Here is a 24,946-nt window from a genome sequence, read left to right as displayed (position 1 = left end):
ATTCCCTCGATCAGCGGCATGGGCGGCGCGGGCGGCGTTCAGCAGATCCTGCAACTGCGCCAGCAGATCATCTCCCGCAATGACCTGCTGCGCGAGATCCATACCGCGCAGGCCGCCACTCAGACCCAGGGCGCCGGACAAGCCCCCACCGGCGGTTTCGCCACCTCGCTCCAGACGGCGCTGGACGGTGTCAGCTCAGTGCAGAGCCGCTCGGAAGCGCTGAGCGTCGCCTACGAAAAGGGCGAGGTCACCGATGTCGCCAAGGTCATGCTGGCCCGCCAGGAAGCCGGCGTCGCCTTCGAAGCCACCCTGCAGGTGCGCAACAAGCTGCTGTCCGCCTACCAGGACATCATGCGGATGGGAGTCTGACTAGATGGCCGATCTTGTTCCCGTATCTGGTTCGCCGTCGAAGTTCGGCGGTTTTGGAAACGCTTCGGGCGGCAGCGTGCTGACCCGCCTTTCGTCCATCACCCAGCAGCCTGCGGTGAAGAAGATGATGCCGCTGTTCATCGGCCTTTCCGCCATCGGCGGCGCGGCGCTGACCTGGAGCATGATGGCGCCTTCGCCCCAGCGTGTGCTTTATGCCCAATTGGGCGACAGCGAACGCGCCGGCGTGGCCGAGGCGCTCGACGCGGCGCAGATCAAGTACGCCATCGACAACCAGACCGGCGCGCTCACCGTGGCCGAGGGCGATTTCTACAAGGCGCGGATGCTGGTGGCGTCCGATGGCGCACTGGCCACGCCCGAAACCGGCGACCAGATGCTGGACAAACTGCCGATGGGCGCAAGCCGGACGCTGGAAGGCGAACGCATGCGCTCCGCCCGCGAGCACGACCTGCAACTGACCATCGGCCAGATCGACGGCGTGGATTCGGTGCGCGTCCACCTTGCCGAAGGCGAAAAGTCCGTCTTCGTGCGCGATAATCTGGCACCCACCGCTTCGGTCATGGTGCGCCTGAAATCCGGGCGCCAGCTTAGCGAGGGGCAGGTCTCGGCCATCGTCAACCTTGTCGCGGGATCGGTGCCGGGCCTTTCGCCCGACGCAGTGCGCGTGGTCGACCAGCATGGCCGCCTGCTGTCCGAAGGCGCGGGCGCGGACAACGACCGCCTCGACATGCAATCGCGCCTGGAAACCAAACTGCGCGAGCAAGTGTCGCAACTCCTCACCCCGATGCTGGGCGACGGCAACTTCACCACCGAAACCCAGGTCCAGCTGGACATGGACCAGGTGACCGCCGCGCGCGAAAGCTACGACAAGGACGGCGTGGTCCGCTCGGAACAGTTGCAGCAATCGCAGACCTCCGGCCCCGGACAGGCGGGCGGCATCCCCGGCGTATTGTCGAACACCCCGCCGCCCGCGACGCAGGCCGTAGCCGGCGCGCCGCAGGGAACCGTGCCCGCCGGCCCCGCTGCTCCGGCGCCCACCAACGGAGAAAGCTCGACCAGCAAGACGTATGAGTTGGGCCGTCAGGTTTCCGTCTCCGAAACCGGCCCGGGCGGGATCAAGCGTCTGACCGTGGCGGTGGCGATCAGCGCCGCTGCCATGAAGGGCGCCAAGGCCAAGGATCTGGCCGACCTCGAAGCGCTTGTCAGTGCGGCGGTGGGCGCCAATCCGCAGCGCGGCGACGTGGTGAAGATCGTCACCCGCAGTTTCGAGCCGGTCGCGGTGGAGGCCGCCCCGTTCTACGAAGCGCCGTGGTTCGCCATGGTCGTGCGCAACGGCGCGGCGGTTCTCGCAGTGCTGCTGGTCCTGCTGCTGGGCGTGCGCCCGATGATAAACGCCATGCGCGGCGACAAGCCAGCCAAGGCGAAAAAGGGCAAGAAGGGCGCCGCCGCCGAGGCGGACGATGCCAGCGATACCGCGCCTGCCCTGCCGATGGCTTCGCCGGAGGGCGTGGCCGTGGAGGTCAGCCGCGCCGAACTTCTCTCGCGCCAGCTTGGGCTGGCCCAGCGCATCGTCGCCGAAAAGCCGGAAAGCGCGGTCCACGTCCTGCGCCAGATGCTTGCCGAACCCGCTCCCGAAGCCCCTTCCAAGGCCGCGTAAATGACTGAAATCGCTCCCTTGCAGGCCGCAGACAGCGCGGCGGTGATGATGATGCTTCTGGCCGAGGAGCAGACCGCCGAACTGCTCAGCGCCCTCGACCCGCGCGAACTGCGCCTGCTGGGCGAAAAGATGGTTGCGCTGGGCGAGATCGGCCCCGATGTGATCGCCCAGGCCATCGCCGGGTTCGTCGCCAAGACCGAGCGGATGGGCCTTGTCGCACATGACCGCGTGGGCCAGGTCCACGCGATGATGAGCCGCGCCGTGGGCGATGTGAAGGCCGACAACGTGATGCGCCGCATCGCCCCCGCCGCCCCGCAGACCTCGCCGCTGGAACTGGCGCGCTGGCTGACCCCCGACGCGCTGGTGCCGCTGCTCAAGGGCGAGCATCCGCAGGCCATCGCCGTGCTTCTGATCCAGCTCGACCCCGAAGTCGCGGCGGCCGTGCTTCACGCCCTGCCGCCACTGGTCCAGCCCGAAATCGTTCACCGCATCGCCACGCTCGGCCCCGTCGCCCCGCAGGCGATCGAGATGCTGGAGGAACTGCTCTCGCGCCGGATCACCGAAAGCCACGGACAGCGCCCCTTGCAGATGGGCGGCGCGCGCGAGGCCGCCGAAATCATCAACGGCATCGGCAAAGTCGCCGAAAAGCACGTCATGGGCGCGCTTGCCAAGCGTGACAAAGTGCTGGCGCGCCAGATCGAGGAGGAGATGTTCAAGTTCGAACACCTCTTCGTCCTCGATGCGCAGGCGATGGGCGCCTTGCTGCGCGATGTCCCCAACGAGACCCTGATCGACGCGCTGAAGGGCATCGCCGAGGACGAGCGCGAAGTGTTCTTCCGCGCCATGTCCAGCCGCGCCGCAGACGGCGTGCGCGACGAGATCGCCGCGCGCGGACGGGTGAAGCTGGCAGACGTGGTCGCCGCGCAGAAGGACGTCGTCGCGGTGGCCCGCAAGCTGGCCGCAGACGGCACGATCGTGTTCGGTTCGGGCGGAGACGACGACTATGTCTGACCTTGGTTTCTCGCTGACCCAGCCGGGTCTTACCCCGCCCACGGCGCCGCTGGTCGTCAGCCCGCGCCCGCGCGTCTCGCTGGTCGAGGCGCTGGGCCAGTCGGCGGGCTTTCGCCCCGATGCGCGCTTCGGGGGCATGTTCGGCATGACCCTGCACGAACCCGCAGGGACGCTGATGCAGCCTGAAGCGCCGGACCTGATCGCGGAAGCCTATGCGCGCGGTTTCGCCGATGGCCACGTTCAGGCGAGCGAAGCGGCGGAGGCCCACGCCATCGCGATGGCCGCCGCGCACGAGGCGTTGGCGCTGGCCTTCACCCGCCTAGACGCCGGCCTTGAGGAAGACCTGCGCCTGCGCCTGCGCGATACCGTCGCGGCGCTGTGCGAGGCAGCGCTGGCGCCCCTCGCCATCGACGAGGCCGCGCTGATGCAGCGCATAACCCGCGCGGTATCCATGCTGGCCCGCGCCGACGACGAGCGCGTGGTCAGGCTGCACCCCGACGACATCGCCCTGATCTCGCTGCGGATGAACTCCGAATGGCAGGTCGTGCCCGATGCTGCGCTGGAACGCGGCACCGTGCGCGTCGAAGGCACCGCCGGCGGGGTGGAGGACGGCCCCGCAAGCTGGCGCATGGCGATCGCCGAAGCGCTGCATCAGGGGTGAGCAAAGGCCATGCCCGCTTCCGCTTCCGCTTCCGCTCGCCCTCGCCACGTCTCACGTCGTCACCCTGAACTTGTTTCATGGTCCATGTCACCGCCGGGCCCGTTGGCTGGTCTGACAGAACCGACCGGGCGGTTGCCTGCCTCGAACACCGGGATCGCGGCACGATGGACCCTGAACCAAGTTCAGGGCGACGAGTTCGAGAGCACGCGCATGTCACGCCATCGCCCTTCCCTCGCGAGAAGCCGACACCCATGACCACACCTCACGCCGCCATCCTTTCCGATTTCGCCGCCGCGCCGGTGGACCTCGCCCCGCGCCGCTTCGGCACCGTCACCGCCTGCGACGGGGGGCTGCTCGAAGTCAGCGGCCTCGCCGTCCCGGTCGGCGCGATGTGCCGGGTTATGAACGGACCGCGCGGGACCTTCCCCGCCGAAGTCATCGGATTTCGGAATGGCCGCACGATGATGATGCTGCTGGGCGACACCATCCTGCTGCGTCCCGGCGCGCGCGTGGTTCCCGAAGGCCGCCCCGGAATGCTCCCCGTGGGCGACGCTTTCCTGGGCCGGGCGGTCGACGGCGAGGGACTGCCGATCGACAGCGGGCTGCCGATCCACACCCGCCTCGAATGGCCCGCCGGCGGCGTGCGCACGTCCGCGCTGGACCGCAGCCCGGTGCGCCTGCCCTTCGATACCGGAGTGCGGGCGCTCAATGCGCTGACCACCTTCGGCGTCGGCCAGCGCATCGGCGTGATGGCGGGATCGGGCGTGGGCAAATCCGTGCTGATCGACATGATCGCGCGCGGGGCCAGCGCTGACGTGGTGATCGTCGGCCTGATCGGCGAACGCGCGCGCGAGGTTTCGGACTTCGTCGAGCGCCACATGAACGACGAGAAGAAGCACAAGACCGTCGTCGTGGCCGTCCCCGCCGACCATGCCCCGAACCTGCGCCTGCGCGGCGCGATGCTGGCCACCTCGATGGCCGAGCATTTCCGCAGCCGAGGCAAGCGCGTCCTGCTCATTCTGGACAGCCTGACGCGCGTCGCCCATGCCGCCCGCGAAATCGGCCTCCTGCTGGGAGAACCCGGCGCCGCGCGCGGCTACCCCCCTTCCGCGCTGGCGACGATCACCAAGCTGGTCGAGCGCGCGGGCAATTCAGCCGCGAGCGGCGGCTCGATCACCGGCCTCTACACAGTGCTGGCGGACGGCGACAATCAGGACGATCCGGTAGTCGATACAGCGCGGTCAATCCTCGACGGCCATGTCGTGCTTTCCCGCGAGCTGGCGCAGCGCGGGCAGTATCCGGCGATCGACATCGCCGCCTCGCTCAGCCGCGTGATGAACGATATCGTGCCGCTGGCCCACCAGCATCTGGCCCGCAGTTTCCGCGCCCTCACCGCCAGTTACGAGGCCAACCGCGACCTCGTCCTGATGGGCGCCTACCGCACCGGCGCCGACCCACAGCTTGACCGCGCCATCGCCATGCACGGCGCCCTCACCGGCTTCCTGTGCCAGCCGCAACGCGAGATCGTCGGCCTGGATGCCAGCGCCGGCCAGCTTGCGGGACTGCTGGGGTGAGCCCCGACCAGAAACGCCTCGCCCGCCTGAAACGGCTGGAGAAACTGCGCGCCATCGCCAAGCAGACGGCCGCTACTGAAGCGGCGCAGGCCGAAAGCACCCTGTCGCAGCTTCGCGCCTTGTCTGACCGCACCCGCCAGCTCGCCACCGACTACGGCGCGCGGCGCGAAGCCGCCGACGGCGCCGCATTGCACCATGTCGCCCGCTTCGTCGCCGGCCTGCAGACGCTCAGCCGCACCACCGACGGCGATGCCCTGCGCGCGCAGTCGGTAGCGGACGCCAGGCAGCAGGCTCTGGCAGAAGCCGAACGCCGCCGTGCCGCCATCGATGACCGCACCGCCCTCCAGGAACGCCGCATCGCCAGCAAGGCGCAGGCCCCGGTCCTGACCGGCCGCAAGGCAAGTGGCACGGATCTTGAATAAAGGTGGACGACGCCAGACAGGACAGGCCCCGCATGATCCCGACCACCGCCCCGACGCTTAACCCCGCCATCGCCGCCCATGCCGTGGCTGCTGCTGTGGGTATGCCGGGCGGCGATTTCGCCGCGCTACTGGGGATCACGCAGGTTGCCACTGGCCAGACGGCAGGCCCCATTTTTCAGGCGGGTGAGTTCGTGGTTTCCCCGGCCCCGGTGCCCCCCCTCGCCGATACCGCCAAAGGTACGCAGGACGGCCTCGCCGCTCTCGCACTGCAGGCCAGTGCGGCTGCAATTCCAAGCGCCGTGAAAGGCGCGACCGGGGTGTCCTTTCCGATCACGGTCAGTCCCGCAGCACAGCCGCAAAATTCGCTCCAGATGCCTGGAAACCCTGCGCTTTCGGCCACGTCCCCGGTCGCATCGGCAGTCGCTTTCATGGCTGCGCCGGTTCGCACAGAAGCACCCTCGACGCCGGGCCTTGAGCCGGTCGCAGCCGATCTCACGGTAACCTCGCCGGAGGCTGACGGCCCTACCGTCGCACCATCGGCCCCAGCTACGGTGAAAACCGCAGTCAAGCCCGGCCTGCCCGCTGGTGCCCTGCCGATGCCGCCTGCGAAAACTCCCGCCCCCCTGGTCGGCATGGACGGCAAGGGCGGCAAGCAGACCGGCAAGATGTTGCCGCCTGCCGCCCACGCCATCCGCACCAGGCACGATGACAAGGCCACCGCCGCGAACGAGGCCTCCCTTGCAGCCGCGCCCGCCGCGACGTCCTCATCGGCCGCCGCTTTGCCGGTTCCAGACCTGTTCGCGGCTCCCTCGCCCGCGCAGCCCGTGATCGCCGAGCAGACGTTGCCGGCCACGCCGTCCGCTGCGCCCGCCGCGCCGACACTGGCGGCGCCCGCTGACCTTCGCACCGCGTCCCGGCGGCCAGCCCCCCCCAGCGATACCCCGCGCGCCGCTCCGGCGGCTGCGAACAGCTCCGTGCCGGTGACGGATGCACCCGCGCCTGCCTTCGCCGCCGCGCCTTCGACCGAAGCTACCGCGCATAGTGCTGCGGCGGCGCCCCTCAGCATCCCCGCGCGTGAGGCGAATGGAGCCGAGTTCGAACCGATCGAACTGGTGGCCGCAGACGCCGGGGGCGCTGCCGCGCGGGGGATCGCTGCGGCGCCTTCCATGCCGTTCCAGCCGCGCCCCGCAGACCCGGCTCCCCTCGCTCCGGTTCGGATCACCACGCTTGAAACCTCCCCGCCTGTGGTAACGCCGACTGCGGTGCGGCCAATGCAGCAGCCCGTCGAGCCGGCCCCGGTCGCTCAAAGTCATGCCATCGCGCAAAGCTCGCAAGCCGTTACCTCGACGCCCGCCGCCGCGCCCGCGCCGTCCGCTGACGTCGCCGTTCAGGGCGAGGCCGAGCAGCCCCGCACGCTCGCTTGCGCAAAGCCCGCGCGCGCAGAACCGGTCGAGGTCAAAGGCCATCCAGCCCCGGCCACCGAGGTGGAAGCCCCGGCGCGCACGGTTCTCGCCATGCCCCAGCCGGTGATGGTCGATGCCGTGCCCATCGCTTTCGGCACGCCTTCGCCTGACGGTGCTTCCGCGCCCTCCTCCACCGGCGAGACGCCGCAGGACTTCGCAACGCTCGTCTCCCGCCTCGCCGAAGCGCGCGAGGCAGCCAGTCCGCATGTCGTGCGTACCGCGCTTTCCCATGCCGAATTCGGCCGGGTGTCGATGCAGATCGGGCATGAGGACGGCGGCCTTTCCGTTACGCTGGCGAGCCGCGATCCCGAATTCAACGGCGCCGTCCAGGCCGCCGCCGCAGCAGCCGCGAACAGCGCGGCAGGGAATGGCGATCCGGCGCGTCCGGAAAACCCGGCCCAGCAGCAGCCCAACACCGGTCATCCGCAGACCAGCGCCAATGCCAATACGAACGGGGGCCAGAGCCAGCAGGCCCGGCGCGAGGGTTCCGCTTTCGGGCACCTTCAGGACCAGCAGCAGCACCGCGCGCCGCCGCGCAGCCGCGGCGAGCAGCGACCGGGCAGCGACATCTACGCCTGAAGCAGTACGGGCCGCGCCCAGCCGCTGGCCAGCACATTGACCGTCCGAACACCGGGGAATTTTCTTAAATGAGCGCAAAACCTGCCAAGGACGACGGCGACGAAAAGCCGAAGAAGAAGGGCAAGATGGGCCTGATCCTCATCGCCGTGGCCATGCTTGTGGTCGGCGGCGGGGCGGTGTTCGGGCTGATGATGGCAGGCATGATCGGCGGCCACGGTGAGGAAAAGAAGAAGGACGAAGGACCCCAGCTCGTCAAGAAGGGCGCCGCCGATCCCTATGCGCCGCCCGCCAAGGAAGGCGAGGGTGAAGGAGAAGGTGGCGGCGCCGAAGCCGAAAGCGAGGGCGGCGATCCTTATCGCACCGCCTACTTCAGCTTCACCGACGATTTCACCTCGAACCTCAAGGACAGCGATTCGATGGTTCAGGCCAGCATCGCCTGTTCCACCCGGCGCGACGGGCGGGTGCTGCAATGGCTGGCCAAGCACGAACTGGCGATCCGTTCGCGCCTGCTCGAAATCCTGGCCGACACGCCCGAGGAAGACGCCACCACGATCGGCGGCAAGGAACGTCTCAACAAGCGGATGACCGACACCATCAATCAAGTGCTGATCCAGAAGGAAGGCTTCGGCGGCGTCGATGCCGTCTACTTCCGTAACTTCATCGTCCAGTGATGGCGCAGGAAACCCCGCCCAGGGCGCGGCACTGCGCCGAACTGCTCGGCTCCGGCCCCTCGATTGGGGACATGGTGCGCCCGCTGGCGAAGCTGGGCGAAACGCTGGCGCGCACGCTGCCGGACGGGCTTGCCCGGCTGGCGGGCGGCGAGGCTCCATTGGTGCGCATCGGTATTCCGGCAGAATCCACGCTTGCCGCGATGGAGGAGGCGAACGCGGGGCTCACCGCGCACAGCCTGATGGGCCTTGGCCCCCGCCGACTGCCGCTGCTCGCCACGTTCGAGGCCGCGCCGGTGCTGCGCCTGCTGGACCGCGCATTCGGCGGGCGGGGCGAAGTGCCCCAGCCGCTGCCGTCCGTGTTTCCACTTTCGGCGCAATTGCTGCTGGCGCGCATCGAGGATGCGATCGCCGCCGCCCTCAGCGCCGGGCTGGGCGGCGATCCAACCCACCGCGTCACCGCGCTGCGCCGCGATACCAGCCTGTCCGAACTGGCCCCCTTCGCGCCTGCCGAGCCGCTGCTGCGGATCGTGCTGGAGATCGAGGAGCCAGCCGCCCAGCCATGGTCGCTGGCGCTCGCCCTGCCGCTCTCGACGCTGGCCGCCGCGCTTGTCGTGCCGCGCCGCCAACGACGGCTTGCCCCGCGCGCCCGGCCCGGCCCAGACGGCGAGCCGTTCGCCTCGATGCCGATCGAGGTGACCGCTGTGCTGGTGGACATGACACTGCCTTTCTCACGCCTTTCGTCGCTGCGCCCCGGAGACGTGCTGCCGGTTACGGTGGCGCGCTCGGTGCCGCTCAAGATCGACGGGCGCACCATTGCCGCCGGCACGGTCGGCGAAGTCGAGGACCGGGTCGCGGTCCAGCTGCAAAACGCATTCTGATTTGGGAACCCGAAACGATATGAGCATCCATTCCCGCGGCCTCGACTTCCTGCGCGATGTCGACGTGCGCCTGTCTGTCGAACTGGGCCGGACCCAGATGAAGCTCAAGGACGTGCTGGCGCTGGGGCCGGAAAGCCTCGTGATGCTTGACCGGATGACCGACGAACTGCTCGACGTGCTGGTCAACGGCAAGCCCATCGCGCGCGGAGAGGTGATCTCGCACAACGGGCGCTTCGGCCTGCGCATCGTCGAGATGCTGGGGGTGGAGGAAACCGCCGCCCCGGACGATGCGCTGGGGCTGCCCGAGAGCGGCCTGAGCGGGAGCGAGTGACCGGTTATGCTCTGGTATGTGCTCAAGCTGATCGTGCTGCTGCCGATGATCGCGCTGATGATCTGGGGGTGCCTGAAGCTGGCCCGGACACTGCAGGCGAAAGTGGGGGTGGGCACCGGGTCGCAATCGATCCGCATCGTCGAGACGACAATGCTTTCGCCCACGCTCAAGCTGGCGGTGATCGAGTTTCACGGGCGCGAGATTCTGGTCTCCGCCTCGCGGCAGGGCCTGACCCGGCTGGCCGAGGCGCCTGCAAGGGTGCGGCTGCCCGAGGACGGTCTGTGATCGCTCGCGGATTCGCGTTGTCCCGGTGGGCCGGGGCCTTGGCCGTCATCCCCGCCCTCCTCTGCCCTTTCAGCGCCCATGCGCAAACCGCCATTCCCGGCGCGCTCGACCGTGCATTCGGGTCGCTGGGCGGTGCGGGCGGGCCGGGTATGAACATGTCGCTCCAGCTTCTGCTCATCATGGGGCTGCTGACGATCCTGCCCAGCCTGATCCTGATGATGACCAGCTTCACGCGCATCCTGGTGGTGCTGTCGATCCTGCGACAGGCGATCGGGTTGCAGCAATCGCCGCCCAATCAGGTGCTGATCGGACTGTCGATGTTCCTCTCGCTGTTCGTGATGGCGCCCACGCTGGAGACGGTGAACCAGACCGCCATCGCCCCCTACTCGGCCGGCACCATCAATGCAGAGGCCGCGATCCAGAACGGGGGCCGCGCCTTCCATGCCTTCATGATCCGGCAGACCCGCGAACGCGACCTGATGATGTTCGCGGAAATGGCCCAAGGTCGTTCGGGGCCGCCGCGCTTTGCCAGCAGCGCCGACGTGCCGTTCTCGGTGCTTCTGCCCGCGTTCGTCACCAGCGAACTCAAGACCGCGTTCCAGATCGGGTTCATGCTGTTCCTGCCGTTTCTGGTGATCGACCTGGTGGTGTCGTCGGTGCTGATGAGCCTGGGCATGATGATGATGAGCCCGATGGTGGTCTCGCTGCCGTTCAAGCTGCTGCTGTTCGTGATGGTGGACGGCTGGGCGCTGCTGATGGGTTCGCTGGCGCAGAGTTTCGGGTGATGGTTTGCCTTGTACGCATGGTGCTTCGACAGGCTCAGCATGAGCGGTGTTGGAATGTCATTTTTGTGTTTCCGCTCATGCTGAGCCTGTCGAAGCACCCTCGCACAAGGCCGCGCTGATGGAGGACATCTCCGCCCTCCTCGCCCTGGCCGACAGGATGCTGTGGGTGACGGCGCTGGTCGCCGCGCCGGTGCTGCTGGCATCGCTGGCGGTGGGCCTTGTCATCGGCATCATCCAGGCGGCAACCTCCGTGAACGAACAGACGCTGACCTTCGTGCCCAAGCTGGCGGTCATCGCGCTGGTGCTGGTCCTGCTGGGCGGTTCGATGATGACGCTGATCGCCGACTACACGCAGGAAGTCTTCGCCCAGATCGCCCGCACCGGCGACGCGCAGCAAGTGGCGCAATGATCGGGCTGGACTTCGGCTACGGCGCGTTGGAGGCCGAATTCTGGCGGCTGGTCTTCGTCATGACCCGGATCGGCGCCGCGCTGGTCGCCGCGCCGCTGTTCGGCGCGGTCACCGTGCCGGCGCAGGTGCGCGTCATGGTGGCGGGCGCTGTCGCGGTGATGGTCTGCGCCTGGACGCCGGTGGCGGCGCCCGCGCAGCTCCTGTCGGCGGCGGGCATCCTTTCCGTCATGGGCGAAGTGCTGGTGGGCCTGACGTTGGGCTTCGTATTGCAGCTTTCGTTCGCCGCGCCGCTGATCGCCGCCGAGGTGATCGGCGGCGGCATGGGACTGAACATCGCGGTCGCGATCGATCCGGTGGGCGGCGCCCAGTCGCCTGCGCTGGGTCAGTATTTCATGGTGGTGCTGACCCTGGTGTTCCTCGCGCTGGGCGCGCATCTGCAATGGTTCGCGCTGGTCGTGCGCAGCTATGAGGTGTTTCCGCCCGGCCAGACATGGCTGGGGCCGGAACGCTTCGCCCTGGTCGCCGGGTTCGCCAGCCAGATGTTCCTGACTGCCCTTGCCATCGCCCTGCCGGTCACGCTGGTGCTGCTGGTGGTGCAGGTGGTGACCGGCGTGCTGAGCCGCTCCGCGCCCGCGCTCAACCTGTTCGCGCTGGGCATGCCGGCAGGGGTGCTGGGCGGGATCGCGGCGCTGATGATCGCCGCCCCGGTGCTGACCGACATGGTCGCCCGCCTCTCCGCCGAGGCTCTGGCCAACGCCGCCCGGGTGCTTGGCCCATGAGCGAGCAGGAAGGCGAGAAAAGTTTCGCCCCCAGCGAAAAGCGCAAGCGCGACGCGGCCCAGCGCGGCGATGTCATCCGCCCGCGCGAACTGGCGACCGCCGCATCGGTGGCGATCGGCGCGGCATGGATGCTGCTGGCGGGGCCATGGCTGCTGGGCCTGTCGGAGCGGCTGCTGCGTTCCGGCTTCACGTTCGACCGCGCCTCGCTCGACGATTTCAGTCCCGGCGACAGGCTGATGGATGCGCTGCTTGCGGGCCTGCCGCCGATCGCGGTGCTGGGCGGCGCGGTGATCGCGGTGTCGCTGGTGTCGCAGCTCGGCTTCGGGGACGGGCGCTGGGTGGGCGGCAATCTTGCGCCCAAGGCATCGCGGATCAACCCGATGTCGGGGCTGAAACGGGTGTTCGGCCCATCGGGCTGGATCGAAATGGTGAAGGGCCTGGCCAAAGTCGCGCTGCTTGGCGTGATCGCCTGGACATGGGCGGACGGGCGCATCGACGCTTTCGCCCGGCTGGGGCGGGGTGATGTGATGGCCCAGCTTTCCTGGGCGTGGGACACCATAGTCCTGCTGCTGTTCTGGCTGGCAGCAGGGCTGTTCGTGATCGCGCTGTTCGACCTGCCGATCCAGATCGTGCGCCGCATGATGCGCCTGAAGATGACCCTTCAGGACGTGCGCGACGAGTCCAAGGAATCCGAAGGCGCGCCCGAAAAGAAGGCGATGATAAAGGACCGCCAGCGCAAGATCGCCATGGGCGGGCTGGTTCCGGCAATGAAGCAGGCGCAGTTCGTCATCACCAACCCGACCCATTTCGCGGTGGCGCTGGCCTATGACCCCGCCAAGGCCCCCGCCCCGATCGTGGTGGCACGCGGACGCGGGGAAACAGCGCTCGCGATGCGCCAGCTGGCCGCAGAGAACGCCTTGCCGGTGCTGGAATACCCGGCGCTGGCCCGCTCGGTGTTCTACTCCACGCGCGAACGGCAGGTGATCCGCGAGGAACACTATGTCGCGGTCGCCGCGCTGCTGGCCTTCGTCATGGCCCTGAAACGCGGCGAAAAGCGCACCGCGCCGCAAGTCTCGGTGCCGGTGACGGTGCGTTTCGATGCGGACGGGCGGCTCGATCCGGGGTCGGTGTCGTGAAGATTTGTCCGGCGCCGACGCCGCTTAAAACCGCGGCCTCCATGCCGTTCTGGGAACCATGGTAAGCAGCCCCTCCTCCTCGACCAGCGCCTCGGCTGTCACCACCTCCTCGCTCGTGACAGCGCTGGGCGGTGGCAGCGGCGTCGACATGACCGCGCTGGCCAACAATCTGGCCAATGCGCAGTTCGCCTCGCGCAACGACCGTCTGGCGACGAAGTCGGACAAGCTCGACGCGCAGATTTCGGCGGCCTCGAACATCAAATCGCTGATGCTGGGGCTGGATACCTCGCTAGGCACGCTGGTGCGCTCGGGCAGCCTTGCGCGAACGCCCAGCCTCGCCAATGCCTCCGTCGCCTCGGCCACGCTATCGGGCAGCAGCCAGCCCAGCGGCAGCTATTCGCTTGAAGTCACCCGGCTCGCCAGCGGCCAGCAGCTTGCCAGCGCGCCGTTCACAGCGACCGGCAGCACGGTGGGATCGGGTACGCTGACGCTGAAGTTCGGCGCTGTTTCGGGCGGCACTTTCGCGCAGGACAGCGCCCACGCCGCAGTCGACATCACGGTCCCGCAGGGCGCCACGCTTGCCGATGTCGCCACCGCCATCAACGGCGCCAATGCCGGGGTCAGCGCTTATGTCACCAACACCGTCGACGGCGCGCAGCTGGTGCTGAAAGGGCCGCAAGGCGCCGCCAACGGCTTCGTGCTGGAGGCCGGCGACCCCAGCCTTGCCGCCCTGGCCTGGTCGCCCGGCGCCGCCACCGGCCAGCTTCTGAACACCGCGAGCGACGCCGCCTTCAAGGTCGATGGCCTGTCGATGACCGCCACGTCCAACACCGTGACCGACGCCATCCCCGGCGTGAAACTGCAACTTGCAGCGGTCAACACCGGCGCGCCGACCACGCTGGGCTTTTCCGATCCGGCCGGCGCCATCGCCGCCTCGATGCAGGACTTCGTGGACGCGCTCAACGAAGTGGTCTCGGCCCTCAACACCGCGACGTCGATCGGCGGCGACCTTGCGAATGATACCGGCGCGCGCGCGCTCAAGCGCTTGCTCTCCGCGCTCGGCTCCACCACGATCATGCCCGGCGCCACCGGCGCGGCGAAGACCCTGGCCGACCTTGGCCTCAAGACCCAGCGCGACGGCACTTTCGCGCTCGACACCGACCGCCTGAGCGCGACGACGGCTGCCGACCCCAAGGGCGTGGCGGCGATGTTCACCAATGGCGTAAACGGCGTCTACGGCACCGTCGACCGCATCTACCGCGCGGCGGTGTCGACCACGGACGCCTACTCGCTGGGCAGCTCGATCGCCGGGTACACCAAGAAGAAGACCGGCATCTCCACCGAAAAGGGCGACCTTGCCGAGCAGCAGGAAAAGCTGCGCGCGCGGCTTGTTGCGCAGTACACCGCGTCTGAAACGCGCATCGGCGCCTCGAAATCGACGCTGGCGATGCTGACCAACCAGATCGCCCAGTGGAACAAGAGCAGCTGACATGCTCCGGATGACCTCCCCCCAGGAAGCCTACCGCCGGGTCGATTTCGACGCGCGCGTCAGCGGCGCCGGCCCGGCAGAACTGGTGCACTTGTGCTTCGAACATCTGGTCAGCGCGCTGGGCACTGCCGTCCATGCCGACATGCGCGGCGACAACTGCCTGAAAAGCCGCTCCATGACCCGCGCGCTCACGGCCATCACCGCGCTGCAGATGGGCATTGCCGGGGCCGAAGGGGTCGCGGGCGCGCTGAGCCAGCTTTACGAAGCCGCGCGGCGCACGGTGCTGGATAGCGCGCTGAACTTCGATGCAGAGCGGATAACCGAACTTCGCGCGGACTTCTGCGAGATCGGCCAGGCGCTGAAAGCGGGGTAAACACCCGTTTCGGTGTTTGCGTAGTACGCCAAAGAGGCCGCGTTAGCCTTGGTTATCCGCCGCGTTGCCTCGATTTTGGAGCAGGTCGGACGCGCGGGGATCGAAAGATGCGAATATCTCCCTAGGCAGATACCCAATGGGAGACTGGCCGTGGACCTCATCTCGAACCTCATTCTTATCGACAGCGACAGCCGGCGCCGTGCCGGCATCAGTCACGTGCTGTCCGCCGGCAACATCCATGTCGAACCGTTCGAGAATGTCTCGGAACTGGCCGCGTCGTGGCCGCGCTCGGGCGTGGTGCTGATCCACGACGAGGACGGCGCTATCGAAGACCTGATCGAAAGCATGGCCCGGCACGGCGACTGGTTCCCGATCATCGCCTTCAGCGAAAGCCCCGATGCGCCGCGCATCGTCCAGGCCATCCTCGACGGCGCGATCGACTACATCGCCTGGCCGATCAGCCCGGAAGAACTGAGCCAAAACCTCGGCAAGGCAATCATCCGCGCCGAAAGCCTGGGCAATGCCAAGCTGCGCGAAGTCATGTCCCGCGCCCGGGTCGACCGCCTGACCCGCCGCGAACGCGAAGTACTGGGGGGTGTCGCCAGCGGTCTGTCCAACCGCCTGATCGGTGAAAAACTCTCGATCAGCCCGCGTACGGTGGAAATCCACCGCGCCAACATGCTCAACAAGCTGGGCGCCAACCACACCTCGGACGCGATCCGCATCGCCATAGAGGCTGCGCTTGTCAATTGAGCGGCCTGCGCAAATGCCCCTAGAGCGCCGTGAACGCAGTGTTAGCCACGCACGGCTATACCGGGGTTGTCGGCACAAAGGCCGATAACTGTACCCACAGTCTCCTGAGAACGCAGGCCCGGTCGATATCCCCTCCCGGCCGGGCCTGCAGTGGGCTTTATGAAGCAGTGGGTTTTATAAAGCAGAAGGGAGATATCAGCCGTCTTTCCCACCGCTTTGAAAGCAGGCAGACGGTCAGTGCATCCGCATCGACACTGGTCGGGGCAGCGCATCGGTGTCTAAAGATGCTTTCTCGATCCGGGCCAGCACCGCAGCGACATGCGCGCCCAGCAAGGCCAGCCCAAGGCTTGACGCTTCGGCGATCGCCTCTTCCGCGCCATTGTTCTGGACCACGCTGGCCAGACAGGCGCCCTGCGGCCCGCGCGAAAGCATGAAGGAGGCGTCCGGCCCCATCAGTTCCAGCACCGCACAGGTCACCGCCCCGCTTTCCAGCATGGCGTGAAGCGCCGCCACGTCGAGCGGACCCTTGCCTTCCATACCGCTGCCGCCCAGTTCCAGCATCGCCTCTCGCACGCGCTGCGCTTCCTCGCCCGGAGCGCTTCCCGCGCAGTCGTGCAGGAAATCATGCAGGCGCCGCGCACGCGTGCGGTCGTCGATGATCTGATTCAGGGTACTGGCCATCTCTATTTATTCTTTCGCGTCCGAAGGTGCGCCAAAGTCCCGAAGTGCCGCTTTGCGTCAATACGCAGATTCCGCGTGCGCTGCAGCACTGTCCCGCCTTGCTACATTCTACATAGGTGATGTGAAAGCGCCGTATACACAGCCATCCGCGGTTTGAATTTCATCCCGGTCCGCGGGCGATCGGCAGGCGCGAGGGATCAGGCGCGGGCGGCGAACCAGACGACCATCCGCTCTATCGCATCCTCTATCTCGGGGGTGGAGGCGGCAAAGCTGAAGCGGATGAAGCGGTTGCCGTCGATGGGATCGAAATCGACCCCCGGCGCGGTGGCGACCCCGGTATCCGCCAGAAGCTGGCGGCAGAAGGCGAAGCTGTCATCGGTCAGGTGGCCAATGTCCGCCCAGATGTAGAAGGCGCCGTCGGGCGGGGCGATATGGGCAAGGCCGAGGCGGGGCAGCGCGGCAAGCAACAGTTCGCGATTGCGCGCATAATTGGCGAGATGGCCGTGCAGTTCCTCATCGCAGTCGAAGGCGACAAGCCCGGCGTGCTGGGCCAGGACCGGCGGGGTCAGGAACAGGTTGGCGATGCGCGCGCGCGCCGCGTCGATCAGCGCGGGCGGCACCACCAGCCAGCCCAGCCGCCAGCCGGCCATGCTGAACCATTTGGAAAAGCTGTTCACCACCAGCGTATCCGGCACGTGCTGGAGCATCGACTGCGCCGCCGGGCCATACGTGAGGCCGTGGTAGATCTCGTCCGAGATCACCGCGATGCCCTTGCGCGCGCAGACTTCGGCGATGGCGGCCAGCTCCTCGGGCGCGATCACGGTGCCGGTGGGGTTGGCGGGGCTGGCGACGATCAGCCCGTCCGGCGCGGGATCCATCGCATCGAGCGCGGCGGCGGTGACCTGGTAACGCTCTGCGGGTCCGCAGGCCATCTCGACCGGCTCGATATAGAGCGTGCGCAGCGCATTGCGGTAGGCCACGTATCCGGGCCGGGCGAGCGCAACCCGTGCGCCGGGGCGAAACAGGCAGGAAAGCGCCAGCACGAACGCCGGCGATGCGCCGCAAGTCAGGAACACCTGCTCGGGCGAGACGGTGACGCCGTAAGCCTCGGCATAATGGCGGGCGATACGCTCCCGCAGCGCGGGGCTTTCCCAGTAGCCGCCCGCCTCGCTGTCGAGCACCGCGTGGGCAGCGGCGATGGCCGCAGCCGGCGCGCCGGTGGAGGGCTGGCCGTACTCCAGATGAATGACATCGCGCCCCTGGCCTGCGAGTTCATAGGCGAGGCGGCCAATGGTGGTGGCGTGAAACGGTTCGACGTGAGCGATCATGCGGGCGTGCTACGATGCGTGCCGGTGCGATGCAATGCGCGTGCGAGACGCCATGTTTGCGCGTCGGGCTGTCGCGGTATTCTGCGGTCACGTACTTGTCCGTGCCGGTAATCGAACCCGCCATCATCGCAGGGGCCTAACCAGCCGCCCCTCACGCCCGGTCGGTATCGACGCTGACGATACCCGGACGCTCCGCGCCCATTCCCGAAAAGCCGATCGAATAGCCTCCGTCCACCGGCAGGATCACACCGGTGATATAGGCGGCCTCGTCGCTTGCCAGGAACAGTGCGGCATTGGCGATGTCCTGCGCATAACCCCAACGGCCCATCGGGATGCCGGCCAGCGTGGGAAATCCCTCGGGCGGCGCCTCGTGCGTCTTCGAGGCTTCGACGAGGCCGGTCCACATGGTGCCGGGGGCCACCGCGTTCACCCGGATGTTCTGGTCCGAATAGTCGAGCGCGGCCACTTTGGTCAGCTGGTGCACCCCGGCCTTGGCCGAGCTGTAGACCCCGTGATGCTTCCAGCCGATCACCGCCGAGGCCGAGCTGGTATTGACGATAGCCCCGCCGCCGGTCCTCAGCATCGCCTCGATCCCGTATTTCATGCAGAGGAACACACCGCGGATGTTGGTGGCATGGACCTTGTCCCAAAGCTCCACCGGCTGCTTGTGCAGCGCCGCCATGCCGCCGCCGAAACCGGCATTGTTGCACAGCACGTCGAGCCGGCCGAAGCGCGTCTCGGCGGCGGCGATCATCGCCTGAACCTGCGCCTCGTCGGAAACGTCGCAGTGCAGCGCGATCGCTTCATTGCCGAGTGCGGCCGCCACTTCGTCCTGCTGGCCCGAAATATCGGTGAGAACCAGCCTCGCTCCCTGCGCATGGAACAGCTGCGCCATCGCCTTGCCCATGCCTGAACCTGCGCCGGTGATGACGCAGACCTTGTCCTGAAGCCTTCCGGCCATTGTCCTGCTCCCGTTGGTATTCGCGTTGGTGGTCAGGCGGAGGTATCGGTCGTCGGCCTGACGGTGATTTCCGAGATGTTGGTACGGCGCGGCATCGAGAGGATGAAGACGATGGCCTCGCCGATGTCGCGCGGTTTGACCGCGCCTTCCTTGCCGACATGCGCCTTGATCGCGGTGCGCCAGTTCGGGTCGACGATGTTGTCTCCCACCTCGGTCTCGGTGGCGCCGGGCATCAGCGTGGTGACCCGGATGTTCTTGCCGCCCAGTTCCTGGCGGATGCCGTCGGTGAAGGAATTGGCGGCATGTTTGCTGGCCGAATAGGCACTGGTCATCGGTCCACCCTTGCGCCCCGCGAGCGAGGAGATCGTGATGATATCGCCCTCGCCCTGTTTCAGCATGTGCGGCACCGCCGCCGCGCAGGTGTAGACGGTGCCCATCAGGTTGATGTCGATGACCCGGCGGTAAAGGTCGGTATCGCAGTTCTCGATACCGCCCGCCTGCATCACTCCGGCCGAATTGATCAGGATGTCGATCGCGCCCAGCGCGGTGACGGTTTCCTCCACCGCGCGCTTTGCGTCATCCTCGATCATCATGTCGCCGGGGATCGCCAGAGCCTTGCCGCCCGCAGCCTCGATCGCGGCGACCAGGCCGGCCAGCCTGTCGGCGCGTCTGGCGGACAGGGCCACACTGGCGCCGGCCTGCGCCAGGCACAGCGCCGCAGCTTCGCCGATGCCCGACGAGGCCCCGGTGACCAGCGCGACTTTTCCGGCAAGCGGCCCATGGTTCGGCGACGTCATCCAGCAAGCTCCCGCATTTTATCCCGGCACTAACGGCCCGATCGTCTGCGTTGGCTGACGATGCCGGGGGGCATAGTCAATACAAATTGCTGAACACCTGTTCTAAATCGCTCCAGCGAGATCCTGCGGACCGCATAAGAAGTTTCCCTCAGCGCCTCGCTCATCCGTTCTGCACCCTGTTTGGCTACCCGCAGGGAGATCGGAGCGGAGAAGGACATGAGCGGACTGGAAAGCCTCCTGATCAAGGCCAGGAGCTTTACAAAGCGCGGCGACGCCCAGGCCGCCCGCGCCCTTTACCACGAGGTGCTGGCCCGCCACCCGCGCAACGCCCGCGCCATAGCTGCCCTCAAAGCGCTGGACGAGCCGGGCGACACCCCGGCCCAGATCGCGTTCGACCGCATGGTCGCCGCTTTCAACGCCGGCCGCATGAACGAGGCGGCGGCCTGCGGGCAGGCGATCTCGGACAAGCACCCCCATGCCCACGGCGTCCACAATCTGCTGGGTGCCGCCCTGCTGGAACTGGGTAGCCACGCCGAGGCGGAAGCCGCCTTTCGCCGCGCCGTCGCCGCCGATCCGCACGGCGACGCCGGCTACAACAACCTCGCCATCGCGCTGCGCCGCCAAGGGCGAATGGATGAAGCCGAGGCTGTCTACCGTGAGGTCATTGCCCGAGCGCCCGGCTATGCCGACGCGCCTTACAACCTTGCCAACATGCTGGAACAGGCCGGGCGTCTGGACGAAGCAGCGCAGTGGCTGGAGGCGGCGGTCGCGTGCGATCCCGGCCATGTCGAGGCACACTACAACCTCGGCAACCTGCGCGCCCGGCAGGGATACCGCGATGAAGCGATCGCCTGCTTCGCCGCCGCCGCCACATTGCAATCAGGCCACACCGACGCCCACAACAACATGGGCGCCCAGCTTCTTGCCGCCCAGCGCGCCGACGATGCCATCGCCGCCTTCGACCGCGCACTGGTCGCCAATCCGCGCAACGTCCAGGCCATGGTCAATCGCGGCAAGGCGCTCGTCCTCAAGGGCGCAAGGCCCGCCGCCATCGCCGCCTTCCGCGCCGCTTTGGCGCTGGACCCGCAGAACAGCTCCGCCCGGCTCCAGGCCCTGTTCGAGGAAGCACACCTTTGCGACTGGCACGCCCGCCGCGACTATGCCCTGACGCAGGGCCCGGATGCCGCCGCCGTGCAGCCCTTCGCCTCGCTCCCCTTCGTGGACGATCCCGCCCATCAACTCCGCCGCTCGCAGGCCTGCGCCGCCAGGATGTTCCCGGACGCGCCGCCAAGCCTGCCCGATCCCGCCCCGTCGGCGGATGGCCGCATCCGCATCGGCTATTTCTCCGCCGACTTCCACGACCACGCCACGATGCACCTGATGGCCGGTTTCTTTCGCACCCATGACCGCGCCCGCTTCGAGGTCCGTCTCTACAGCTACGGCCCGCGCCGAGAGACTGACGCAGCGCGCATCGCCGTGCGCCAACAGGCAGACGCCTTCACCGAGATCGGCCCGATGCGCGACGAGGACGTAGTCGCGCTCGCCCGCGCCGACGCTCTCGACATCGCGGTGGACCTCAAGGGCTACACGCTGGGCACGCGCACCCGCCTGTTCGGGCACCGCCTGGCCCCGGTGCAGGTGAGCTGGATGGGTTATCCGGGAACGTCGGGCCATCCGGCCATCGACTACTTCATCGCCGATGACGTTACAGTGCCAGCAGGCGCGGAAGCCTTCTTCACCGAGAAGGTCGTGCGCCTTGCTCACTGCTACCAGGCCAACGACGATGCCCGCAGCATCGTCGCCGATACGCGGGGCCGCGCCGGATGGGGCCTGCCGGCGAAAGGCTTCGTCTTCGCCAGCTTCAACCAGAGCTACAAGATCTCCCCCGCCGAATGGGACATCTGGATGGACCTGCTCCACGGCGCCGAGGGCAGTGTCCTGTGGCTGCTCGACACCGGAGCGGATACCCGGCGAAACCTGCGCCGTGAGGCTCAGATGCGCGGCATCGCCCCCGAACGGCTGATCTTCGCTCCGCCCATCCCCCACGCCGAACACCTCGGAAGGCTGGCGCACGCAGACCTCTTCCTGGATACCTTCGCAGTCAATGCCCACACCACGGCAAGCGATGCGCTATGGGCAGGCCTGCCGGTCCTGACATTGGCCGGGCGCCAGTTTGCCGCCCGCGTCGCAGCGAGCCTTGTCCGATCCGTAGGCCTGCCCGAACTGGCGGTGGAGAGCGAGGCGGCCTATGCGGCGCTGGCACAGGCGCTGGCCCATGACGCGGACCGCCTCGGGAATTTACGCGTCCGCCTGGCCAAAAACCGAAGCACGCACCCCCTGTTCGACACCGCCAGTTACACTCGCAGGGTCGAAGCCGCCTTCACCCTGATGCATCGACGGCGGCTGGACGGACTGGCGCCGGAGCACTTCGATGTCGATTGAACTGCCACCGAACAGCGCTTCGTCTGCACAGCCCCGGCCGAGCAGGCAGTTTCCGTTATCTGCAAACCGCACATCGGCAAGATCAAATTTTCATCCATCCGGAAACCCCAAGAAATCATTCTTCGGCAGCGGCATGAAAAATTGCAATTACAATATTAACTAATCACCATTCGGAACACATATTTACAATTAAATAAAATCACATGACTTTTTTATAAATCCTCCAGACTTCTCTCTCCGGCATAGGATTCAAATCCGATGCCCAGTCAGACGAAAACGCGGGCGACTGATCTTCCCTTTTGCATGCAATATGGCACGCATTTGCTATCTCCGGATAAATGCGTTGACGCGTCGTGCTGCGATGCGGAATAGGAATTCGCTCCGGGGAACGTGGGCAGGGCGCCGGGCGCTCAAAAGTTGGCGCTTTCCCACTCACGCGTCGCCATCGATACGGCGGTTTCGACAATGTCTTTCGCGAGTATTCCTGCATGAAGATTGCGGTTTTCGGCCTCGGCTACGTTGGCCTTTCCAACGCTGCGCTTCTGGCGCAGAACAACGAAGTCGCCGCGGTCGACATCGCGGCGGAGCGCGTGGAGATGCTGAACGCGCGCAAATCGCCAATCGTCGACACCGAACTCGAAGAGTTCCTTGCCGCCAAGCCGCTCAACCTTACCGCTACGCTGGATGCTCAGGCCGCGCTCGCAGGTGCAGACTACGTCATTGTAGCCACCCCCACAAATTACGATGTCGACACCAACAAGTTCGACACGTCCTCGGTCGAGGCCGTAATTCAGGCGGCGGTGGCCGCCAACAGCAAAGCCACGATCGTCGTCAAGTCAACTATCCCGGTGGGCTTCGTCGACGAGGCGCGCGCGCGCTACAAGACCGACCAGATCATTTTCAGCCCCGAATTCCTGCGCGAGGGCAAGGCGCTTTACGACAACCTCCACCCCTCACGCATCATTGTGGGGGAACAGTCGGAAAGGGCCCGCATCTTTGCCGACCTGCTGCTGCAGGGCGCGGTAAAGAAGGATGTCGAAATCCTTTTCACAGACGCGCGCGAGGCCGAGGCCATCAAGCTGTTCGCCAACACCTACCTGGCCATGCGTGTTGCGTTCTTCAACGAACTGGACAGCTACGCGATCGCCGGCGGCATGGACACGCGCCAGATCATTAACGGCATCGGCCTGGATCCTCGCATAGGCTCGCACTACAATAACCCCAGCTTCGGCTACGGCGGCTATTGCCTGCCCAAAGACACGAAGCAATTGCTCGCCAACTACTCGGAAGTGCCTCAGAACCTGATCCGCGCCATCGTCGACGCGAACCGCACGCGCAAGGATTTCCTCGCCGACGAGATCATTGCCCGCAAGCCGCGCAAGGTGGGCGTATTTCGCCTGGTCATGAAGGCCGGCTCGGACAATTTCCGCCAGTCCTCGATCCAGGGCATCATGAAGCGCATCAAGGCCAAGGGCATCGAGGTCGTGATCTACGAGCCCGCGATGATCGAAGCGGAATTCTACGGATCGAAGGTCATGCGCGATCTCGATGCCTTCAAGCAGGAATGCGACGTCATCCTGGCCAACCGCATGACCGCCGCCGTCGAGGACGTGAAGGACAAGGTGTTCACGAGGGACCTGTTCGGCTCGGATTGAGGTTCGCGCGCTGAAGGAGACGATAGCATCGCATTGATGCTCACTTCCATTCGCGGTGACGCATATCGGCGATCATCCCGGCGAATCGGTAATGCAGGCCCTGCCATCTGGCGCCGACGGACGAAGCTTTGCCCGGCGAGGGGCTGAAGCCGCGATCCACTTGCCGGTTCTGTTTGCCGTTCTGCAGGTATTTTCGCTGCCTGCGATAACCTTCAACGGCATCTACATCGACACGGGCCGCGTAACCCTCACAATAGACGGCGCGCTCATCGACATAACCTCGATTATCGCAACGGTTTAATTTGACCCACTACAACACGCTCCATATTGCCTGACGGCAGTTCCTTGCAGGATCTCTCGGCTTTGCAAGGGATGCTACAGCGACAACCGCATAGGGCGTTCATGACCATCAAGCATCCTGTTCTCGTCACCGGCGGAGCCGGCTATATCGGCAGCCATGCGGTTCTCGCGCTCAAGGATGCGGGGTGGCCGGTAGCGGTCATCGACAATCTGGTAACCGGCTTTCGCTTTGCCGTGCCAGAGGGCGTGACGCTTTATGAAGGCGACATCGAGGACGGCGACCTGCTCGCGCGGATCTTCGCCGAACAGGGCACGCAGGCGATCATGCATTTCGCCGGATCGGTCGTGGTGCCGGAATCGGTCGAGAACCCGCTCAAATATTATCACAACAACACCGCCAAGAGCCGCGCGCTGATCGACGCGGCGGTGAAGGCCGGGGTCCCGCACTTCATCTTCAGTTCGACGGCCGCCACCTACGGCATTCCCGAGGTTTCTCCGGTCACGGAGGACAGCCCCCGCTCGCCGATAAACCCTTACGGCATGTCGAAACTGATGACGGAATTCATGCTGGCCGATGTCGGCAAGGCGCATGACTTCAACTTCTGTGCGCTGCGCTATTTCAACGTCGCCGGCGCCGACCCTCAGAGCCGCACTGGCCAATCGACGGCGGGCGCAACCCACCTCATCAAGGTCGCTGTCGAGGCGGCGCTGGGAAAGCGCAGCCATGTCGGCGTGTTCGGCACCGATTTCGATACGCCGGATGGCACGGGCGTGCGCGATTATATCCACGTCTCGGACCTCGCCAACGCGCATGTCCTTGCGCTTGAGGCGCTGATCGCAGAGCCCGCCCGCTCGCTGACGATGAACTGCGGCTACGGGCGCGGGTTCTCGGTGCTGGAAGTGCTCGATGCGGTAGACCGCGCGACCAACCAGAAGATCGACCGGCGCCTCGAAGGGCGCCGTGCGGGCGATCCCGATGCGCTGATCTCGGACAACAGCCGGATCAAGGCGACCATTCCCTGGGTGCCGCGCTACGCAGACCTGCCCACGATCGTGGAGCACGCACTCGCCTGGGAGCGCAAGCTGGGCGAACTCCAGAAAGTATGAGCGAGCCGAAGGGCGGCGCCTTCGCGCGGCGC

At 66.7% G+C, this 24,946-nt stretch carries 26 protein-coding genes; 22 read left to right on the top strand and 4 right to left on the bottom strand.

The window, feature by feature from the left end; all coding sequences use genetic code 11:
• From fliE to V474_RS14830, 18 genes are all read left to right on the top strand, one after another.
• Positions 1-369 (top strand): flagellar hook-basal body complex protein FliE, encoded by a 369-nt coding sequence (fliE, locus tag V474_RS14915; protein ID WP_059152561.1) that lies wholly within the window; start codon positions 1-3, stop codon positions 367-369.
• Positions 370-373: 4 nt separating this feature from the next.
• Entirely contained in the window at positions 374-2,044 is a 1,671-nt protein-coding gene (fliF, locus tag V474_RS14910) for a flagellar basal-body MS-ring/collar protein FliF (protein ID WP_059152273.1), read from the top strand.
• A complete protein-coding gene (gene fliG, locus V474_RS14905; protein WP_059152272.1) occupies positions 2,045-3,055 on the top strand; it encodes a flagellar motor switch protein FliG in 1,011 nt (336 codons plus the stop codon). It begins immediately after the preceding gene.
• Entirely contained in the window at positions 3,048-3,716 is a 669-nt protein-coding gene (locus V474_RS14900; RefSeq protein ID WP_059152271.1) for a FliH/SctL family protein, read from the top strand. Before fliG ends, V474_RS14900 begins: the two co-directional genes overlap by 8 nt.
• Positions 3,717-3,967: 251 nt before the next feature.
• Complete coding sequence (locus V474_RS14895; RefSeq protein ID WP_059152270.1) at positions 3,968-5,290, top strand: FliI/YscN family ATPase; 1,323 nt, start codon at positions 3,968-3,970, stop codon at positions 5,288-5,290.
• On the top strand, positions 5,287-5,712 hold the full coding sequence (locus V474_RS14890) for a hypothetical protein (RefSeq protein WP_059152269.1): 426 nt from the start codon (positions 5,287-5,289) through the stop codon (positions 5,710-5,712). The genes V474_RS14895 and V474_RS14890 overlap by 4 nt, the downstream gene beginning before the upstream one ends.
• A 32-nt stretch (positions 5,713-5,744) precedes the next feature.
• The gene (locus V474_RS14885; protein ID WP_059152268.1) at positions 5,745-7,754 is read left to right on the top strand and encodes a hypothetical protein; all 2,010 of its coding nucleotides are present in this window, start codon (positions 5,745-5,747) and stop codon (positions 7,752-7,754) included.
• A gap of 68 nt (positions 7,755-7,822) precedes the next feature.
• Positions 7,823-8,425, top strand: coding sequence for a flagellar basal body-associated FliL family protein (locus V474_RS14880; RefSeq protein WP_059152267.1), 603 nt, complete (start codon positions 7,823-7,825; stop codon positions 8,423-8,425).
• Positions 8,425-9,303 (top strand): FliM/FliN family flagellar motor switch protein, encoded by an 879-nt coding sequence (locus V474_RS14875; protein WP_059152266.1) that lies wholly within the window; start codon positions 8,425-8,427, stop codon positions 9,301-9,303. The genes V474_RS14880 and V474_RS14875 overlap by 1 nt, the downstream gene beginning before the upstream one ends.
• A 19-nt stretch (positions 9,304-9,322) precedes the next feature.
• Positions 9,323-9,634, top strand: coding sequence for a flagellar motor switch protein FliN (fliN, locus tag V474_RS14870; RefSeq protein WP_059152265.1), 312 nt, complete (start codon positions 9,323-9,325; stop codon positions 9,632-9,634).
• A 6-nt stretch (positions 9,635-9,640) separates the two neighbouring features.
• A complete protein-coding gene (locus V474_RS14865) occupies positions 9,641-9,919 on the top strand; it encodes a flagellar biosynthetic protein FliO (RefSeq protein ID WP_059152264.1) in 279 nt (92 codons plus the stop codon).
• Between the two features lie 38 nt (positions 9,920-9,957).
• Positions 9,958-10,704, top strand: a complete 747-nt coding sequence (fliP, locus tag V474_RS14860; protein ID WP_330219646.1) for a flagellar type III secretion system pore protein FliP — start codon at positions 9,958-9,960, stop codon at positions 10,702-10,704.
• 118 nt (positions 10,705-10,822) lie between these two features.
• A complete protein-coding gene (gene fliQ / locus V474_RS14855) occupies positions 10,823-11,113 on the top strand; it encodes a flagellar biosynthesis protein FliQ (RefSeq protein ID WP_043980434.1) in 291 nt (96 codons plus the stop codon).
• The gene (gene fliR, locus V474_RS14850) at positions 11,110-11,892 is read left to right on the top strand and encodes a flagellar biosynthetic protein FliR (RefSeq protein WP_059152262.1); all 783 of its coding nucleotides are present in this window, start codon (positions 11,110-11,112) and stop codon (positions 11,890-11,892) included. Before fliQ ends, fliR begins: the two co-directional genes overlap by 4 nt.
• The gene (locus V474_RS14845; protein ID WP_059152261.1) at positions 11,889-13,028 is read left to right on the top strand and encodes an EscU/YscU/HrcU family type III secretion system export apparatus switch protein; all 1,140 of its coding nucleotides are present in this window, start codon (positions 11,889-11,891) and stop codon (positions 13,026-13,028) included. The genes fliR and V474_RS14845 overlap by 4 nt, the downstream gene beginning before the upstream one ends.
• A gap of 58 nt (positions 13,029-13,086) precedes the next feature.
• The gene (gene fliD / locus V474_RS14840; protein WP_059152260.1) at positions 13,087-14,517 is read left to right on the top strand and encodes a flagellar filament capping protein FliD; all 1,431 of its coding nucleotides are present in this window, start codon (positions 13,087-13,089) and stop codon (positions 14,515-14,517) included.
• 10 nt (positions 14,518-14,527) lie between these two features.
• A complete protein-coding gene (locus V474_RS14835; protein WP_236711279.1) occupies positions 14,528-14,890 on the top strand; it encodes a flagellar export chaperone FliS in 363 nt (120 codons plus the stop codon).
• A 150-nt stretch (positions 14,891-15,040) separates the two neighbouring features.
• A complete protein-coding gene (locus V474_RS14830) occupies positions 15,041-15,643 on the top strand; it encodes a response regulator transcription factor (RefSeq protein WP_059152258.1) in 603 nt (200 codons plus the stop codon).
• 234 nt (positions 15,644-15,877) lie between these two features.
• On the opposite strand, the gene V474_RS14825 is transcribed toward V474_RS14830, so the two are convergent.
• The 4 genes from V474_RS14825 to V474_RS14810 all read right to left on the bottom strand — a co-directional run bounded on the left by V474_RS14825 (position 15,878) and on the right by V474_RS14810 (position 19,410).
• Positions 15,878-16,324, bottom strand: a complete 447-nt coding sequence (locus V474_RS14825) for a hypothetical protein (RefSeq protein WP_059152257.1) — start codon at positions 16,322-16,324, stop codon at positions 15,878-15,880.
• A gap of 197 nt (positions 16,325-16,521) precedes the next feature.
• Complete coding sequence (locus tag V474_RS14820; RefSeq protein WP_059152256.1) at positions 16,522-17,652, bottom strand: pyridoxal phosphate-dependent aminotransferase; 1,131 nt, start codon at positions 17,650-17,652, stop codon at positions 16,522-16,524.
• A 151-nt stretch (positions 17,653-17,803) separates the two neighbouring features.
• Positions 17,804-18,613: an SDR family NAD(P)-dependent oxidoreductase gene (locus tag V474_RS14815; RefSeq protein WP_059152255.1), complete on the bottom strand. Its 810-nt coding sequence runs from the start codon at positions 18,611-18,613 to the stop codon at positions 17,804-17,806.
• A gap of 32 nt (positions 18,614-18,645) precedes the next feature.
• A complete protein-coding gene (locus V474_RS14810) occupies positions 18,646-19,410 on the bottom strand; it encodes an SDR family oxidoreductase (protein ID WP_059152254.1) in 765 nt (254 codons plus the stop codon).
• 216 nt (positions 19,411-19,626) lie between these two features.
• Between V474_RS14810 and V474_RS14805 the strand changes: the two genes are divergently transcribed.
• The 4 genes from V474_RS14805 to galE all read left to right on the top strand — a co-directional run bounded on the left by V474_RS14805 (position 19,627) and on the right by galE (position 24,914).
• A complete protein-coding gene (locus tag V474_RS14805) occupies positions 19,627-21,852 on the top strand; it encodes an O-linked N-acetylglucosamine transferase, SPINDLY family protein (protein ID WP_082699806.1) in 2,226 nt (741 codons plus the stop codon).
• A 488-nt stretch (positions 21,853-22,340) separates the two neighbouring features.
• Positions 22,341-23,507: a nucleotide sugar dehydrogenase gene (locus tag V474_RS14800; RefSeq protein WP_059152253.1), complete on the top strand. Its 1,167-nt coding sequence runs from the start codon at positions 22,341-22,343 to the stop codon at positions 23,505-23,507.
• Between the two features lie 55 nt (positions 23,508-23,562).
• Positions 23,563-23,808: a hypothetical protein gene (locus V474_RS25625; protein WP_148649412.1), complete on the top strand. Its 246-nt coding sequence runs from the start codon at positions 23,563-23,565 to the stop codon at positions 23,806-23,808.
• A gap of 101 nt (positions 23,809-23,909) precedes the next feature.
• Positions 23,910-24,914 (top strand): UDP-glucose 4-epimerase GalE, encoded by a 1,005-nt coding sequence (galE, locus tag V474_RS14795; RefSeq protein ID WP_059152252.1) that lies wholly within the window; start codon positions 23,910-23,912, stop codon positions 24,912-24,914.
• Positions 24,915-24,946 lie beyond the last annotated feature (32 nt).

The organism is Novosphingobium barchaimii LL02 (assembly GCF_001046635.1).
Classification (GTDB): Bacteria; Pseudomonadota; Alphaproteobacteria; order Sphingomonadales; family Sphingomonadaceae; genus Novosphingobium; species Novosphingobium barchaimii.
The sequence above is the reverse complement of the archived record's forward strand: the minus strand, read 5'-3'. Positions and strand labels throughout refer to the sequence as shown.